This window comes from Pseudomonas sp. McL0111 (genome assembly GCF_052567255.1).
In genome coordinates, this window is record NZ_CP199585.1 from 5049851 (window position 1) to 5067382 (window position 17532).

Consider the following 17532-nt stretch of genomic DNA (forward strand, 5'->3'; position numbering starts at 1 on the left):
CTTCTGAACTACCGGGTTGCCTGGATTTGCGACGGCTGCGCCGCCGAACGGGGATAAATCCCCTCGCCACAGGTTTTGGTCTGAAAGAGGGGGTTTTCAGTGACGCTTGAGAATCTGGTCCATCACCCAATCGGTTTTCAGTGCCTGTTCGGCCATCGCCGGATGCTGTGAATCACCACGGATGTGCGCATTCATGCCCAGTACGTGATGCCACTGAATGTGCTCGTGATGCGGGATTTCCAGACTGATGCTTTCATCCGCGTGCAGTTGCAACGGATGCTCATCAAACACTGAAAAACTGATGCGCCCGAGGCTGCCGATGATCTCGACCCGATCCTCGCGCCGATCCGCGACAAAGCTCCAGCAGCCCATTCCCAGCGCCCCGGAGGCAAACCGCCAACTGGCGCTGACCGCGTCTTCCGCCGCATACAACCCGGCCTGACGCGCAGTGAAGCCAGCAACTTCAACGATGTCGCCGAGCAGGTACTGGAACAGGTCGAAACCATGACTGGCCAGATCAGCGAAATAACCACCGCCCGCCACCGCCGGATCGGTACGCCAATTGTTGCTGCCGTCCAGATCCATCGGCGACGGCGCCTTGGTCAGCGTCCAGCTCAGGTGCCGCACCTCGCCGATACGCCCCTGCGCCAGCCACTGCCGCACTTGCTGGAAGCGCGGCAACGAACGGCGATAGTAGGAAACGAACAGGTGCAAACCGGCGTCGGCGAACGCCTGCTGCATCTCGCGACTTTGCCCGGCGTTGAGCGACATCGGTTTTTCCACGCAGCAATGCTTGCCGGCGGCGGCGACTTTCAGGCTGTAGGCGTGATGGCTGTCAGGCGGCGTGGCGATGTACACCGCGTCCACTTCAGGGTCGTTGATCAGCGCATCGACATCGGTGTAAACCCGGTCGATTCCGTGGCGCGCGGCGTAATCGGTCACCGCATCAAGACGTCGGCCCATCACTGCCACCAGCGCCGAACCGGGCGCCTTGTAGAAGGCCGGCCCACTCTTGCGCTCGGTGACGCTGCCACAACCGATCATGCCCCAACGGACCACGTTCATCGCCATTCCTTATGCGTTAACCCATGCGCAGAGCGCGCAGATCCAGGTGGCCGTCCTTCAGCGGCGGGCACCAGTAGTAGCCGCCAGTGATCGGCCGGCTGATGCGATACAAACCATCGGTGATGCCGTCTTCCAGACCGCTCATGCGCCGCAGTTGTGCTTCGAATGCATCGAGGGAGAAGCCGAACGCGAGGAACATCAGGCCCGCACGATCACCTTCGATCCATGGCATCGAACGACGCACGACGAACGCTTCAGGGGCGAAGCTTTCCTGCGCGGTGCGTTTGACGTGGGCGGAGATCGGCGCGTCGTCGATCTCTTCGTTGTCGCTCAGACGACGGCCCATGATGTTGTCTTTGTCTTCGGCGGACAGCGCATGGAAACCTTTGAGGTTGTGCTGCCATTGCTGGATCGCGGCAAAGCTGCCACCGACCAGACCTTCCGCGCCCTCACCCTGCAAGGCAGCGGCGATGGCGGCTTCATCGTGCGGGTTTTCGGTGCCGTCTTCGTAACCGGTCAGATCGTGGCCGTCCTTGTGGCGGAAGGCTTCCTGCATCTGCGCCAGACTGAATGCCGGCGCCAGAGCCGCCTCAAAGGCATTGCAGCGGTTGAGCAGGTCACCACGGTCGACGCCATGCAACCAGACCCACAGCGCGTGCTGGGTCGACGGGTTTTCCACGCCAACACCGGACATGGCCGGGAAGCTGCGCAGGCCTTCGATTTGCACGTTGAGGGCCTTGGCCAGGGATTTACCGAAACCGACCACCGCCGACTTGCCGTCCACCAGATTCAGCAGGTTGTCGATCGCTTGCGGCAGTGCTTCAACCGATTCAAGAGCGAAAAACAGATGACGTGCTTGTAGCGGAACGGGGGTGGCGAGAATGCCCGGCTGGTAATAACTCATGTGAACTCCTTGGGAAAGTGCGCGGAGTTTACCTGTAGCCAGACAGTTTGTGGGGTTGAAGCGTCTAAACCAATGCCGTCCCCTCACTGCGCCACGCACTCGGGCTCATCCCCGTCCAGCGTTTGAACGCCCGACGAAAACTGCGCACATCGCTGTAGCCGACTTCCTCGGTAATTCGCTCAATCGGCATGTCCGGGTTCGCCAGCAGGCTCATCGTCCGCGCCTGACGCACTTGTTCCAGCAGCACCTCAAACGTCAGTGCATGCTCAGTCAGGCGCCGGCGCAAGGTACGGCTGCTCATGTTCAGGTCGCCGGCAATCTTTTCGATGTGACTGCCGCAACTCAGATCCCGGGCAATCGCCCGCTCCACGGCCTGGATCAGGTCGAGTTTCTGATGCACTTGCGCCGCTTCCAGCTCCAGCAAGTTGACCGCCTGACGCAGCGCCAGCGAATTATGATTGGGCAGGTTGACGTCGAGCCAGCGCGCGTCGATCAGCATGCGGTTGTGCAGGCAGCCGAAGCGCACTTCGGTGCCAAGCAAACGATGATATTCACTCAGATAATCCGGCGCGGCATGCACGAAATCCACGGCAATCGGCATGAAATCGGCGCCGGCCAACGCCCGCCCATACACCAGCAGACTGGCGAAAAACTCTTCGACCGCAAACACCTGAACCTCGGCAAACGGCAGACGACATTCGGCATCAACATAGACCTGATCGCCCACCACATCGACGCTGGAGACCACGATCCCGCCGCAGGTGTGTTGATGGCGAATGCCCAAGGCAAACGCGTCGCGCAAGGTCTTGCACAGCGAGAGCACATGGCCGAGCAACCCCAACGTACCCAGCACGTTCTGCGCCCCGACCCACAAACCGAGCCCCTGATTGGGCAGCACTTTCAGCGCGCGCTGAATCATCGCCACGGCCTGACGATAGGAAATCCGCTGCGCCGGGTCCTGCAAATCGTCGAAGGTAAAACCCAGGCCACGGCACAGGCTTTCGGGCTGGATACCTTTGAGTTCAGCGACTTCGGCAAGGGTTTGCAGGAGAAACGGCGATACCAGCGCCAGTTCGTAGGTGGGATCGACGACTTTGATATTCATGGGGGTAGACATTCCGGAGCACGCTTGATTGTTATTTTTGTAACCGGTTATGTCCAAGGAAGTTAGCACAGGGTTTGCGGGCTGTCCGCAGAAGTCCCCCTATGTGTCCGCCAATACCCTGCCCCATTGGGCGCCAAGCGCTTATTTCTATAGTGCCGGGCGTTCTGCGTGCCGGCGTTGCGCCAAAAACACAATAATAATGAGGACGGATATGAACCCGAACCGCGCGACATTCCCCCTACGCCTGGCCCTGACAATGATGGGTTGCGCCGCATCCCTGCCGGCACTGGCGACCGAAGCTGGCGTCGACAATATCGGCCCCGGCACCGACGGTTTTTTCATGTTGCCGCTGGACGTCAACAGCCTTCCGGAGAACATGGTCGCGTTCAACCTCTACTACAACCATTACAAGTCGACCAAGCTCAACATCAGCTCGCTCGGCGGCAAAGTGCCAAATGTCGATATCGAGTCCACCGCGGTGATCCCGCGTCTGGACTACCTGAGCCCGGTGCGCGTGTTCGGCGGGCGGCTGGCCGGCTACATCGCCCAGCCGTGGCTGAAACAGGAAGTCTCGGTGTACGGCTTGAGTGACACCCGCGAAGGTATGGGCGATACCACCGTCGCACCGATCATTCTGTGGGACATGGGCAAGAACCTGACCCTCGGCGCCGCCCTCGAAGTCACGGTGCCCACTGGCGAATACGCCGTGGACCGGCTGGCCAACACCAGCAACAATTTCTACACCTACAAACCACTGTTCTCCTTCACCTGGCTGCCGACGGATAAAACCGAAGTGTCGATGAAGACCACCTACAGCTTCAACGCGAAGAACAAGGACACCGACTACAAGTCCGGGCAGATCTTCCACTTCGATTATTCGGCCAGCTACAAAATCACCGACGATTTGATGTTCGGTATCAACGGCTACTACCTGAAACAGACCACCGACGACAAACAATACGGGCATACCGTGCAGTTTGCCGGGCAAGATGTGGATGACGGCGTGCGTGGGCAGGTGTTCGCGATTGGTCCGGCGTTGCACCTGACTTTCCTCAAGTACGCCAGCGCGGAGATCCGCTGGGCCAAGGAATTCGACGTGGAAAACCGGCCGGAGGGCGACATGCTCTGGGCCAAGGTCAGCATCCCCTACGCCTTCTGACCCAAACCCGTAGGAGCTGCGGCACGCTGCGATCTTCTGACTTTTGTTTTTAAAGATCAAAAGATCGCAGCGTGCCGCAGCTCCTACAAGGGATTTGGTTGATAGCTACAACCTCGGTTGAAATTCCGAGCCGAGGCAAGGAAACGTCTGACAGCATTAATTTCGGCCATTCGGGATACTTCAGGCACTTCGTCTGCCAGTGACGACAGCGAGCCTTATCCCCCTTAGACTGCTTGGCATTGATCATGGAGGTCATTATGAGCGCCGAACTTTCACCCATCGTTTCAGACTTCGAAACCGACGAAGAGGCTGCGAGCTATGACCGTTGGTATCGCGCCAAAGTACAGGCCGCACTTGACGATCCGAGTCCAGGCATTCCTCACGATGAGGCCATGGTAATGCTCGATCAGATGATCGAAGAGAATCGCAAGAATCGACGCGCTGCCGGTTAAATGGAGCCAACAGGCTCTGGAAGAACTGGCTGACGTCATCAATTACATAGAACAGTACAACTTTCCTGCTGCAGTTTCGTTGCACCACAAGCTGGGAACGGCAGCACAAAAGATTTCTTCAATCCCTCATGGCTTTCGCCTCGGCCGAATATCCGGCACTCGCGAAATGGTGATTAACCCGAACTACCTGCTGGTTTATCAGGTTACCGATCACATCAGAATACTGACAGTGCTCCATGCTCGAAGGAAATACCCGTAACCTCTCCAGCCAAAAAAAGGGCGACCATAAGGCCGCCCAAACGTACTACACGAGAGTCTTTTACAGCGTCAGTTGCCCACGTTCCTCCTCGGTCAACTGCTGCTTCGCCTGTTCATCCAGCGCCCCGGCGCCCAACACCTGCACCGGGCTGTTCGGGTTGTAGCCTGGGGCCGGTGCGCGGCTGGCGCCATCGCGCGACGGCGCCAGTTGTTCACTGCCAAAACTCAACACCTGCACGGTGAACACCGACGCCTGATTCTGTCGCGATGCGGCTTGCTGCTGACGCGCCACATCTTCCGCCGCTTGCGTGGCCGAAGAGGCTGCCGAACTGGCCGAGGTGATTGCACCGGTATTCACCGCCGACACCACCGGCACCCCGCTCGCCTTGCCTTGCACCGAGATGTTGGCGGCGTTGACCACCGTCAGTGCAGCGATGTTGACGTTACCCGAGACACGAATCCCCGCCTCGCCCGCATCGATGGTGCCGAGCGGCGCGATCAGGTCGATGTCGCCCGGCGCGACTTCGGCAATCGGGTTGAGTGTGGCGATACCGGCACCCGTGCTTGGCACCGATGGCGACAACGTCACGTTGCCCCACTTGTCGTACACGCGTTTCGGCGGGGTGTAGACCACGGTGGTTTTCGAGCCACGACCGGCGTTGATATCGCCCTCGGCTGACCAGCCGAGAATCGAGCCGCCGAACGTGGTCATGATCCGGCTCTGGCCGAGCAGGATGCTGCCCTGCGAATACAGCTGAATGTTGCCCGAGCCCTGGGTGATGATCCCCGCCGTGGACGGTGGCGCTGCGCCTTCGATACCGAACACCTGACCACCGCCCGGCGTGAGCATCTGGATGTCGCCGCCGAACAGGGTCTTGACCCCGGCGCCGCCGTAAAGGGTGATATCGCCGTCATACCGCAGCTGATTACCGGCGACATCGGTCGTCGGAAACAAAGATGAAATGGCGTTGCGACCCCGCAGATAACTGCCCTTGCGTGGGCCGTCGACATCGTTGTACTCCAGACCACCGGCACGCAGTTCGGCGAAATACACCTGACGGGCAAATACCGCTTGCTCGACGTTTGGCAGCGCGGCAAAAAATGCTTGCGCCTGCTCGGCATCGCCGCTGAAGCCGTAGCCCAAGGTCAGCCAGCTCTGCAGTTCATCCAGGTAGGTTTTGGCGACTTTGCCCGGTTGGCCACTGAGCGCCAGATCCGGATTGGCAAGGTTCTGCGGATTCAGATAACGCGCGACGAATCGCAAATAATCCGGACCTTGCGCCCCCACACCCGCCTGCAACACCACGCTGGCGCCGGGCCGGTTGTCCCCCGCCACTATCGGCCCGAGGCTGGTGATACTGGAGCGATCTTCCATCAGGATGTTGCGCCCGGCATTGATGTCCAGCAGACCGGGGCCGGCGATGTCGAAGCTGCTGTAGAGGATGTCGCGTCCCGCCGAAACCCGCGACACATCGCGAGGATCGTTATGGATGAACAGGTTGCCAGAAGAGGTGATGGCTTCGTTGTTCCAGCCCATTTGCGTCGGTGCCGCCGTCGGCTGACCCAGGTTGGTGCCGGAAGCGACGATATCGCGCCCGGCCAGCATCCACACCGGCGCCGCGCCTTCATACCAGGTGCGCAACGAGGTATTGAAGTGCAAGGTTTCCCCGCTGCGAACTCCCACCAGATCACCCGTCAGTGCATAAAACCGCGCCGGCACCCGGGCACCGGTGGATGCCGAATAACTGTCGGCACCAAACGCGAACAACGGGTAACTGACATTCAGATTCGGCGCCACGCCATCGACGTTGTAATTGCTCATGACCGGCTGGCTGGAGCCAAACTGTGCGTAACCGCTGAACGCCGGCGCAAACGGTGTGGCAATGGCCGACAGGCTGGCACCCGACTGATTGATCGCGTAGCCGCCAGCGTAGATCGAATCGCCGGCCAGCAACTCGAGTTGTCCGGCATTCGAAGGCGCCAGCAACAGCGAGTAGCTGGTCGCCGGGGTGACACCACTGCCCTGACTGTACGCTGCCGAAGGGCCGGCATAGATCGAGCCCTGACCGGCGACCGCACGCAGGATGGACGGATAGACAAAACGTCCGTCGGAAGGTGAGGTATTGCGGTTGGCGACCGGCCCCTGTTCGTTGACTTCGGCCAGTTGGGTGCCCGGCGTCAGGTTGCCCCCCGCCGAGAACAGATCGATGGCCGTGTGTTCGGTCCACAACGAGAATCCGGCCAGTCCGCCGCCCGCGTGTTCGACGCCCTGCTGGTCAATGAACGGCGTGGAGTTTTGCAACCGCACGCGGCCCGGGTCCGTTGCGCCACCCAATACCAGATCGCCGCGAGTGTTCAGGCGCATGCCCGAGTCGCCGGGAATCAACACCAGACCGCCGGACGCACTGCCGAGGGTTGAGGTGAAGGCATCCAGCGCACGGGTTTCGCGAGGGTCCTGAAACACCGACGCGGCGCCGTATTGCAGATTGATTCCACCCAGGGCGCCGCCCGTGAGTTGCGCCGCACCGCGCAGGTTGATCAATGCGCCTTGCAAGTCGTGACGCGGATTGGCGCTGCCACTCTGCCCGGCCCGCGCTTGCAGTGACGGGTTGAGCGTACCGCCGATGCGAATGTCCATGTCGCCACCGCCGGTCAGTTGCAGACTGCCGTCATTGCCAACCCGACCCGTGCTGCCGACTGCCACGATCAAGCCCTGGCTGCGAGGATTGAGCTGTGTGTCGCCAAGCGCTTTGAGCATGCCGGCATCGCCACCGGCACGCAGGCTGACGTTGCCACCGCCGAGGGCGCCGAACCCGGTGAAGCCCACCAGATACGGTCCGGTATCGGTACTTTGATCGGCCAACGGTTGAGTCGCGTAGCTACCGAAGTTGATCCACCAGGCGGTCGGCACATCGCTGTTGCCGGAGCCCTGACGCCAGAGCCAGTTGCCCACCGAAACACTGGCAACCTGTTCGCGAAGGTCGGCCTGTGAATTGACGCCCCGCCGTCCCACGACATCCCCGGACACTGACCCACCGGCATTGATGGTCAGGTTGCCGCCAAGCTCTGGATACCAGGCTTGATACAGGCTTTCGCTACCGCCATTGACCCATTTTTCATAGTCGGCACCTTTGCTGCCGAGCACCGAACCGTCATCCGACAAACGTCCGCGAGGCTGGTTGTAGCGCGGATCGACATCGCGGGACTGGGTACCTGCGGTGTACACGCCGAACGGTGAATCCATGCTCAGATCACCGGCCGCGATCAGATCCAGGTCACCGGTACCGGTGCGCAATACGCTGAACATCTGCGAGTGTGGCGAAACGCTGATACCACCCTTGTTCGGCGTGCAGGACGCCGGGTCGGCATCACACCACCAGTTGTCGTCGGCGCTGACCGGCGTTCCCGGCGGCATGCCGGCCTGGTTGTCGACCGCCCACAAGAATTGGGCCGGCATCAGACAAACCCCGGGCGCGATATCGCACATGTACAGATCGTCGTCGCTGACCACGTCGCCCGGTGTATAGCCCCACGGGTTTTCCGCCCAGGTGGTCTCGAGTTTTTTCTCGGTCACGGTCAAACCGTAATGGGTATCGGCCAGACGCAGATTGCCCTCGGTGGTCAACGGTTTGACTGCACGATTGTCGGCGGCGTCCAGATCGGCCCCGGCCACTGCGCGCATCGACCACGACGCACTGCCCGACGGCAACATGCTCGCCACCGCCCAGTTACTGCCCTGTTGCGTGGTACTGGAATAGCCGCGCAGCTCGATGAATGCGCTGCCATCGGCCAACACCACGTTGGTCATCGACGGGATCAACGAGCCGCGCAACAACGCCAGCACGCCGCTCAACTTCACGCCCTCGGTGACGTTGTCAGCACCGATCGAGCCCGGCAACGGCACGCCTTTGGGCCAGAGCATCGCTTGCATGGCCGCAGCACTGTTCAAACGGGTGCCAGCGCCCAGTCGGCTGCCGGCGGGCACGATCAGGTTGTCCTTGAGCAAGGTGCCGGCGGCATACAACAGATTGCCCGAAGCATCATGTACCGCGCCCGACAACACGGTTCCCGCATTGAACGTGTAGTCGCTGGCCAAAACGCCTTCGCTTGGCAACAAGGTACCGCCAGCCAGCGTGGAAGCCTGGATCGGCAAGTCGTAATTGAGCGTGGTGCCGACCGGGAATTGTGTGCCTTCGGCAAGGCTGACACCGGCGCCGGGCACAGTCAGATCGCCGCCAAATGGCTGAACCCCCGGCAGCAGTTTCCAGCCGGCGTCGTCGACAGTTTCCGCTGGCGGGGCAAAACCGTCGTTGATGCTGCCGTAAATATCGAGGTTGCCGCCAGCACGAATGACCAGACTGCCAGCCTCGCCCGAGCCATACACCGAGGTCTTTTGCGTGTGTGGATTGAGGCTGGCATAACGGTAACGCGACAGATCGATATCACCCTCCACCAACAAGTCGCCATCGGCGGTTTTGCTGGCGATCTCAACCCCTGGGCGCAGATGGAACGCATCGGCGTAGGTCGAATTATTCAGACCGGCGAGTTTGCGTTGCAGCAGGTCAGCGTTACCCAGCGCCGCATTGATGAAGGTCTCGCTGTCGCCGCTGATACGCTCGAACATCGCCTGATCGATCACCTGATACGGCCGACCGCTGGCCGCTGGATCGACACCGTCGCGGGCATCGGTATAGCGCCGCATGCCATTCAGGCCGATTGAACGCGCCCCTTGAATGCTCAGCACGCCGCTGGCATCGATGGCGATGTCGTTTGCCCCGAGGCGCGGCGCATTCAGTTCCAGCGTGCCGCGTTGTACCCCGTCGTTCTGCCCCGGCAATTTGCCGATGGCGGCATCGGTGCCGTGGCGCAGGTCGATCCGTGCCCCGGAGGCCAGCGTCAGCAGGCCTTCACCGGAATTGAGTTCGACCATGGCGCGGTTCGGCGCGTCGATGATCTTGCCGTAACTGTCGACCCGCAACACGCGGCCATGGGCATCGAGCAGTGAGTTGCCGGCGAGGGTCAGGCCGTTTTTCGCAGACAGACGAATGTTGCCGACCCGCTCGCCACTGGCATCGATCAGACCGGTCACGGTCAGGCTGCCGTTGTCGACCGAGACATTGACTTCGCCGGCCTTGAGTCCGTCGCCGATCAGCAGATCACCCTGCTTGAGCTGGAAGCTGCGGCTGCCGAACACCTGACCGGCATTCAAGCGCTGATTGAGCGCGGCAAACTGCCCGTTCAACTCACCGCCCAATTGCTGTGCACGAATGTCTACGCCGCCGGCCTTGTACGGCACCAGCGTACCGCCGGCATCGTAGTAGCCGCTGCTGGCGCCAATAATCTCGCCTTGCAGATCAACCACCCCGGCACCTTCGGCCAGCGCCACGGCACTGAGATTGCCGGCCTGATTATTCTGCGCCGACAGGTCGATGCGCGAACCTGCCGCCTGACGAATATTGCCGTTGTTGCTGTACAGCGAAACATCGCCGCCCCAGCTGTACTTTTTCACGTCGTTGAACGGCAACGTGCGCCCGGCGAGATCCAGTTGCGCCTGACTGCCAAGGGTCAGATCGCCCTCGGACTTGACCAGCAACTTGCCGCTGGCCAGCGCAATACGGCTGTCGAGCACCACACTGCGGGCGTCGAGCGTCAGTTGCGCGCCCAGCGCATCGGCCACCGCCACCGCGCCAGCACCCGACAGGGTCAGATTATTGCCGGCCTTGAGCGTATTGACCGAGGCTGCTTCACCACTGAGCAAAGGCGTGCGCAAATTGAGATTGCCGCCGCTGTAGGCGTAACCCTTGACCGGGTCATAGACGCCCTGCTCCTGGTACACCGCGAGACTGCCTTTATGGTTGGCGGTGATGCGTTCGCTGGCCGTCAGGTTGACGTTGGCAAAGCCCAGCGCCAGCCGATCATTCTGATCCAGACCGCTCGCCTGCGGGTTCGGGCCATAACCGAATTCGATGCGCTGCGCCTGAATGTCCAGCGTGCCCTGTCCGGTACCGGCGCCATCGCTGACGACTGCGCCCGGTTTCTGCGGTGCGCCGTTCCAGATCAGATTGGCCGTGCGGATGGTCGCGACGTCGTCGGCTAAACCCTGTCCGTAAATCGCCGGAGTGGTCAGCACCAGACTCTGCAGTTTGTTTTGGCCGGTTTGCCGGTCCAGGGTATCGAGGGTCACGTTGCCGAAAAAGTTGAATGAATCGCGGGCCGTCAGGCTCAGGGTTTCCAGCGCCGGGGCACCATATTGCGTGTCGCCCTGCAGCAGACGGTCGAGCACGTTCTGGCTCAGAGTCAGGCCCGCCGGAACGCGATCACCCGCTGCCGCCAATGCATCGCTGCTGCCGGAGTTCACGGCGCCAACCGCCAGGGTCAGATGACGCGTACCGAAGCGCACCGCTTCTCCGAGTTCGAACTGCTTGTCGGTGGCCGCGGTGATGCTGCCCGCCGAGTACAGCACCGTCGGCTCTTTGCAAACCTGAGTCAGGCAGCCGCCAATATTGATACTGCCAGCGGCAAAACTGCTGCTGATCTCTGGAGCGAGAACGCTGGTCCAGCCGTTCGACGCCAGCAACAGACTGGCAGCGCCGGTCTGATAGATATAACCCGTCGAGGAATCGTAAGGCACATCGCCCCGGCCGAGGGTGTTGATCCCGGCGCCGGCTTCAACGGTGATCCCGCCGTCCTTGTTGTTGGTACGCAAGAGCACTTCCGGCGCCGACAGCACCGCGCCTTCACGCAAAGTGATGGAATTGGTCGCACCGAGAAACGAGATGATGTTGCCGGCCGAGCGATAGTCCACCGTCGGTTGCGCACCCAAGGTCAAACGGCCGGCATTCAGGCTGTTCAGCGTATCGGCATACAACGAAACACCGGTGAAGTCCGCTGTCCGCTGCTGCCCGGCGCCGAGGATTTCGAACTCCGAAGCCCCGCCACGCACCACCGCCCCACCTTTTCTGCCACCCGTTGCAGGCTGGAACAACACCTGACCATTGAAGTCGACGGCGACACGTTCGCCGCCCTGCAACAGTTCCAGGTTCAGGGTTTTCCCATCCATCGGCGCCAGTGCTCTCGGCACTCCGCGTCGGGCTGCATCGCTGTTGATGAACTGGGTGAAACTGGTTTCGTTGTACTGCGAATAGCGGCGCAAGACGTCGGCTGATGTCACGACAATCTGACTGGCGACACTGTCGCGCAGGCCAGTATTGGCAATCGACATCTGCCCGGCGCTGCTCCACGAACCATTGCGCATTTGCAGCGCGGTGCTCGTCAGGCTCTGCGGCGTCTGGCGATTGACCTCGACCCGGAACGCGCCGGGCAGCAAGGCGAAGGTCGATGGCAACAAGGTGTAAGTGCCTGGCGCCAGGCCCGGAACACCGGCACCGATGGTGATCTGTTGGCCGATACGCGGATCAACCGCGCCAGCCTCGCCAAGCATCGGCGCATAAGTGCTTTGGTTGCCGGGAACGATGGCATACACCGGGTTGCTGCTCAGCCCCGGCAAGCTGAAGGTGCCGTCGTTGGCATTGCGCACCAGCGGATTGAATCGGGCGTCCGTAGACCCACCGCGCCCGGACACAAAACCGGCGCCGCGCAAGTCGCCGCCGCCAGACAAATCGATCACTGCGCCGTTCTGCACGTCGACGTATTGCGATTTGAGCGTGACGCCTGCAGGACCGCCAGCGATCCCTTGCAACACCACTGACTTACCGTCGTAGCGATAGTCGATACCGTCAGTGGTGCCGCCATACGGCATGACCAGTCCCGCGCCGCTGACCGAGGTAACGCTGCCGGGCAACAGGTTCAGCTCGCGGGTCTTGGTGAAGATTTCATCGCCCAGACTGATGGCGCCGAGCGGCGCCCGAATCACCCCGCCCTGTTCGATTTTCCCGGCGATCAGCGACAGACTGCCGAACACCGAATAGGGCAGCGCCGCCGGAGCCGGACCATGCTGACCGACGCGCAGCGTGCGCACCGGGTCATCGGTGCCGCCCTGATAACCGACGCGCACTTCGGCAGCGGTATCGCTGGCCGGATAAATCTGCGCCGCCGTGAGGTTCAGGTCGCCCGCCGTCCACAACTGCGACTTCACCTGATTGTCGGTCGGTGCGAGAAAGCGCAAATCACCTCTGCTGTCGAGCGACACCCGATCAAAACCGCGACGACTGATGTCGGCGGCCGCTGCGTTGAGCTGCTGGATCGTGCCCTGCGCGCCGAACGACAGACTGTTGACCACGTCCAGCAAATCGGCGCTCGCATTGAACTGCGCGGCGGACAAATGCGTGGTCGGACTGTTGATGATCCGTGGGCGCAGGGAACCCGGAATGCTGAAATAATTGCCCACGCCGGAAAGACGGATGTAAGGCGCGGTCAGATTGATCTGCGCGTTATCTTTCGAACGCTCGGCCAGCGACAACGCGCCGGCATACAGATTGAGGCTCTGGTTCATGTGCAGATCGACATCGCCGTCAAACGACAGCAGACCGTTGCTGAGCAGGCCGAGATTGTCGAAACCGCCAGACATCAAACGCTCGGCGCTCAAGCGCGCACGACCATATTGCAGGTCCGTCGCCGACTCGCCCGGTTGCAGATCGGCCGGCAACAGCGCTTGCTCCGCTGACTGGCCAATGATCATTTCCCGAGGCAGGCGCACGTCGTTCTCAGCATTGTTCAAACGGTACAGCGGGGTTTCCAGTGCGATGTCCAGCTGACCACCCGCCGCGCCGACGCCCCCGGCAGCCGCCTGCAACTGGCCGTCGATGAACAGGCCGTTGTAGGAACTCAAACTGATCCGCCCGCCATCGCTGGCGACCCGGGTCGAACCTTGTCCGGCGATATCCAGCACGGCTTGAGCGCCACTGGCCTCCAGTCGCGCACCTTCGCGGATGATGACGTAGGCATCGGCAGCGGTCGCGGTGGCCTGCTTCGAATTGATTTCGCCACCGATGATGATGCTGCCGCCCTTGTCGACCTTGCCGTAGGTACGGCCCAAGGCATCCGTGGCAGTTGCCGCACGTCCGGCGACATCGAGTACGGCATGCTCGCCGATCCAGATCGAGCGGTCATGGGCCTGCGGATCGAAGTTTTGCGCGAACGTCGCCGGGTCGATCGAAGCGAACTGTTGCTGGCGGATATCAATGGTGCCGCCCCAGGCATTCAGTTGACCGTCAACGGTGATTTGTCCGCCACCACGCAGATCGATGCGCTGCCCCGGATCGACACTGATCCGCGTCTGTTGGCCGATGGTCAGCGTGCTGTTGGCAGGATCGATCAGATCAATCCTGCTCGCGCCGGCCTGCAGCAACAGGCTGGCGCCGCCGCGCTGAGTCAATTGGCCCTTGAGCGGATCTTCCTGATACAGCGCTGGCGTCCACAGTTCCAGCGCGGTGCACGGATCGCTGCCGCTGACCTGAGTTGTCGCCGATTCAGCGAAGCGATAAACCGGCATCGTCACATCGAGAACGCTGCCGTCGGCCACGTCCAGACCCTTCAGGCCGATCACGCTATACGCCGAGAAACCGTTGTCGAACAGGCTGGAAGCCAACTGCAAGGTTTGCTCGGCGGGTGCTTTATCGGATTCGCCGATCAACACTTTGTTGGCCTGAATCTTCAGGGCTCCGCCGCCGCTCACGCCATAACCGCGCACCTCGCCGTCGAGGGTCAGATGTGTGGCACCCGCCGCCGTATTGGCGTTGGATTCCAGCGTGAGATCGCCGCCCTTGCCGCCCCGGGTTTTGCCGTTCGCCAGTAGCGCACCACCAGAAGAAACATCCAGCAGGCTACCGGCGCTGACGTCGATGTCGCCACTGCTGCGGATCGAGATCAGGCCACCGTTCAGATAAGCCAGGCTTGCGCCATCTTGCGGGTTGGTGCCCAGATTGCTCCACACACCACGGGTGTCGAGTTGCACACCCTCACCCACCGTAACTTGCGTCGGCTTGCCGGTTTTTGCAGCCAGCAGCGTGTCAGTGCGCGAGTTTGTCAGCAGCTGATTGAGCACGTTGCCCAGCCGCAGACTGCCGCTGCGGGCGCTCAGATCGGCATTGACCTGCACATCCGGCGCGTAAAGCGTGATGTCGCCACCGGCATCCACTGCGAGCCTGTCGTTGACTTCAATCCGCTCTTTTGCCGATACCTTCACCGCGCCGAGCTGGAATCCATTGAGTTGATCGGCGTCGAGGAACAGCTTGCCCTGACGCGCTTCGGACACCGCCGTAGTCAAATCCAGATCATCGGCAGCGACCGGTCGTAAACCGCCAATCTGCACCTGATCGAACAACGGATTGAGGCTGTACAGCAAGCCGCCGGCCGAGGCGACATACGCAGGGTCATAACTGCCAACGATCAGTTGCGCACGGCGCGCCGCTGCGGTCTGGCTCTGCTCATAACCATCGAGCGTCGCACGTGGGGTCTGGGTCTGGCGCTCGCCCCGATAGACCTCGCCAAGCATCTGCCCATCGAGCACCGCGTTGCGGGTGGCTATCACCAGTTGCCCGGCATCGCGGCCCACGGTGTAACCCGACTCGCTACGTTTGGTCGGAGCAATCAGCGGGCTGTAGTAATAATTGGTCTGGCCCCAGCGTTTGCTGCTGTCTTCATAACCTTTGTACAAACCGCTGTAGAGGATGTCGCCCGGTGCTTTCGAGACTTCATAGAGTCGACCATCGGCGCCGCGCAGCCAGCTCTGGCGAATCTCGCCGCTCTGCACATCCAGGGTGCCGCCGGACAGATTGATCAGCGAGCCTTTCTCGGTCACCAGATCGTTGCCGGCAAAATTCACCGAACCGCCCTGGGCCATCCACTCGCCGACGCTATGGCCTTGAGTGCCGAGATAACCGCCGACTTCAAGCAAACCGCCAGCGGTGTACCAACGATCCGTGGCATAGCCATTGGTGCCGGCCGGCACATAGACCAACTCGCGCACGTCGACCCACACGTCATTGCTGTTGAGTGCGCCTTTCTCGCGGTTGACCGACGCATCGCGCTGCTCGTTGCCCTGCACGTTGATCTTGATGTTGTTGGATTCCATCGCGACTTTGACGCCGATGGCACCGGACACATCGATCATCGCGCCGTCACGCACCAGACTCCGGCGCCCCGCCGCCACGGCGACCTGGCCGCCCGTGGCCAGGGTGATCGAACCATTCTGGAACTCGACGCTGCCACCGCTTTGAATCTCGATGCGCGACTGGTCGCCACGCACGCGGTTGTTGGCGTTGACGCTGGCCAATGCCGCCTGGTGCTGGCTGTCGAGCGCGGTCAGATCGCTGCTGTCGAGCATGATCGCCGTGGCACTGCCCTCACCGAGGGTGACGCTGCCACGGCTGTCGCTGGCCGGATTGAGCAAGTGAATGGTGCCGCGTGTGGCCACCGAAGTGCTGGTCAGCAGTACGCCGTTTTGCTGCACGTCGTGCCCGGTCAGGGTGATGTCGCCGGTCGCGGCTTGAATCAAACCGCTGTTGCTGACTTTGCCGGTGCTGCCATCAGCCTTGAAGCCGGGAATCACTTCGTTGCCGAACGTCGTGGAGAAGCCGTTGCCTTCGGTGCCTGAGCCTTTGCGAATGTAAAACCGCTCGCCGGCGCCGAGCACGGTCTGGCCCTTGGCGGTGCTGATGCTGCCGTCGTTCTGCACCTCGTTGCCGAGCAGCAAGGCATAGCCGCCGGCATCGGTGGAGGTCGCCGGTTTGTGGGTTGTAATCGACGCGCCGCGCTCCACCAGCACCTTGCCGGCAGCATCGGTGAAGGTTGGCTGACTGCCCGTGCTGTCGAAGTACAAGCCACGGTCGCGGAACTGGATATCGGTGATGTTGGCCGCAGCCGCCACCAGGTTGCGCACGTTGACCTGGCTGGTGCCGCTGAACACGATGCCGTTGCGGTTGATCAGCATCACCGTGCCGTCACCCTTGATCTGGCCCTGAATCTGACTGGCCCGAGCGCTCGGATCATTGACTCGGTTGAGCACCGCCCAGTTCGACTGCTGGGCGAATTCGACGCTGGTGTTGCGGCCGACGTTGAAGGTTTCCCAGTTGAGAATCGCCTTGTCGGCGGTCTGTTCGATCTTCACCGTGGTCTTGCCATCGGCCTGCGTCTGCTGCGGCCCTTTCGCGTTCTGCCAACCCTGCGTGAGGCTGTTATCGACCTTCAACCCGCCCTCACCGAGGCCGTCCGGCACAAACTGCACCGTGCCCAACGCCGCCGTACGTCCGGCAGCCTGAGCCGCTTGCTGTGCGGCAATTGCGGCCACGGTGTTGTTCAGTGTCTGGATCGAGCGTTGCAGTTGCTGATTGGCTTTTTGCTGCTGGGCCAACGGCGGCGTCATGCCCGGCAAGCCGCCAGCGCCCGGACGTGACGCGGCGGTTTGCTGCGCGGCGCCCTTGGCGGCGAACCAGCCGGAGCTGAACGCGGTTTGCGCATGGGCACTGCCCGCCACCAGACACAACGCCACCGCCTGGGCCAGCGGCTTGAGCAGCCACAATGCCGGATCAACGGCATCACGCTTGAAGGACTGGACGTGGGTACGACGACGGGATGGGCGAGCGAGCATCACTACGAGATCCTTTTGATAGCCGCAGGTCGGCAACAATCT

7 protein-coding genes are annotated in these 17532 nt (G+C 61.6%); 3 read left to right on the forward strand and 4 right to left on the reverse strand.

The window, feature by feature from the left end; genetic code table 11:
- Window positions 1-96 precede the first annotated feature (96 nt).
- The 3 genes from ACTWLJ_RS22860 to ACTWLJ_RS22870 all read right to left on the reverse strand — a co-directional run bounded on the left by ACTWLJ_RS22860 (window position 97) and on the right by ACTWLJ_RS22870 (window position 3074).
- A complete protein-coding gene (locus ACTWLJ_RS22860; RefSeq protein ID WP_445178560.1) occupies window positions 97-1065 on the reverse strand; it encodes a Gfo/Idh/MocA family protein in 969 nt (322 codons plus the stop codon).
- Window positions 1066-1081: 16 nt separating this feature from the next.
- Window positions 1082-1969, reverse strand: a complete 888-nt coding sequence (locus ACTWLJ_RS22865) for a Dyp-type peroxidase (RefSeq protein WP_445178561.1) — start codon at window positions 1967-1969, stop codon at window positions 1082-1084.
- 64 nt (window positions 1970-2033) lie between these two features.
- Window positions 2034-3074, reverse strand: coding sequence for an AraC family transcriptional regulator (locus ACTWLJ_RS22870; RefSeq protein WP_445178562.1), 1041 nt, complete (start codon window positions 3072-3074; stop codon window positions 2034-2036).
- 211 nt (window positions 3075-3285) lie between these two features.
- On the opposite strand from ACTWLJ_RS22870, the gene ACTWLJ_RS22875 reads away from it, so the two are divergent.
- The 3 genes from ACTWLJ_RS22875 to ACTWLJ_RS22885 all read left to right on the forward strand — a co-directional run bounded on the left by ACTWLJ_RS22875 (window position 3286) and on the right by ACTWLJ_RS22885 (window position 4944).
- Window positions 3286-4233 carry a SphA family protein gene (locus ACTWLJ_RS22875; RefSeq protein ID WP_445178563.1) on the forward strand — a complete coding sequence of 316 codons (948 nt, stop codon included), beginning with the start codon at window positions 3286-3288 and terminating at the stop codon, window positions 4231-4233.
- Window positions 4234-4490: 257 nt separating this feature from the next.
- On the forward strand, window positions 4491-4685 hold the full coding sequence (gene relB, locus ACTWLJ_RS22880; RefSeq protein ID WP_401209282.1) for a type II toxin-antitoxin system RelB family antitoxin: 195 nt from the start codon (window positions 4491-4493) through the stop codon (window positions 4683-4685).
- Between the two features lie 46 nt (window positions 4686-4731).
- Window positions 4732-4944 carry a type II toxin-antitoxin system RelE/ParE family toxin gene (locus tag ACTWLJ_RS22885; protein ID WP_445181405.1) on the forward strand — a complete coding sequence of 71 codons (213 nt, stop codon included), beginning with the start codon at window positions 4732-4734 and terminating at the stop codon, window positions 4942-4944.
- Between the two features lie 60 nt (window positions 4945-5004).
- Here ACTWLJ_RS22885 and ACTWLJ_RS22890 read toward each other — a convergent pair whose 3' ends face one another.
- Window positions 5005-17490 (reverse strand): filamentous haemagglutinin family protein, encoded by a 12486-nt coding sequence (locus ACTWLJ_RS22890; protein WP_445178564.1) that lies wholly within the window; start codon window positions 17488-17490, stop codon window positions 5005-5007.
- Between the last annotated feature and the right edge of the window lie 42 nt (window positions 17491-17532).

Excerpts from the sequence above, each read along its gene's own strand:
- ACTWLJ_RS22860 (WP_445178560.1), bottom strand. The coding sequence starts at position 1,065 with ATGAACGTGGTCCGTTGGGGCATGATCGGTTGTGGCAGCGTCACCGAG.
- ACTWLJ_RS22865 (WP_445178561.1), bottom strand. The coding sequence starts at position 1,969 with ATGAGTTATTACCAGCCGGGCATTCTCGCCACCCCCGTTCCGCTACAA.
- ACTWLJ_RS22870 (WP_445178562.1), bottom strand. The coding sequence starts at position 3,074 with ATGAATATCAAAGTCGTCGATCCCACCTACGAACTGGCGCTGGTATCG.
- ACTWLJ_RS22875 (WP_445178563.1), top strand. The coding sequence starts at position 3,286 with ATGAACCCGAACCGCGCGACATTCCCCCTACGCCTGGCCCTGACAATG.
- relB (WP_401209282.1), top strand. The coding sequence starts at position 4,491 with ATGAGCGCCGAACTTTCACCCATCGTTTCAGACTTCGAAACCGACGAA.
- ACTWLJ_RS22890 (WP_445178564.1), bottom strand. The coding sequence starts at position 17,490 with ATGCTCGCTCGCCCATCCCGTCGTCGTACCCACGTCCAGTCCTTCAAG.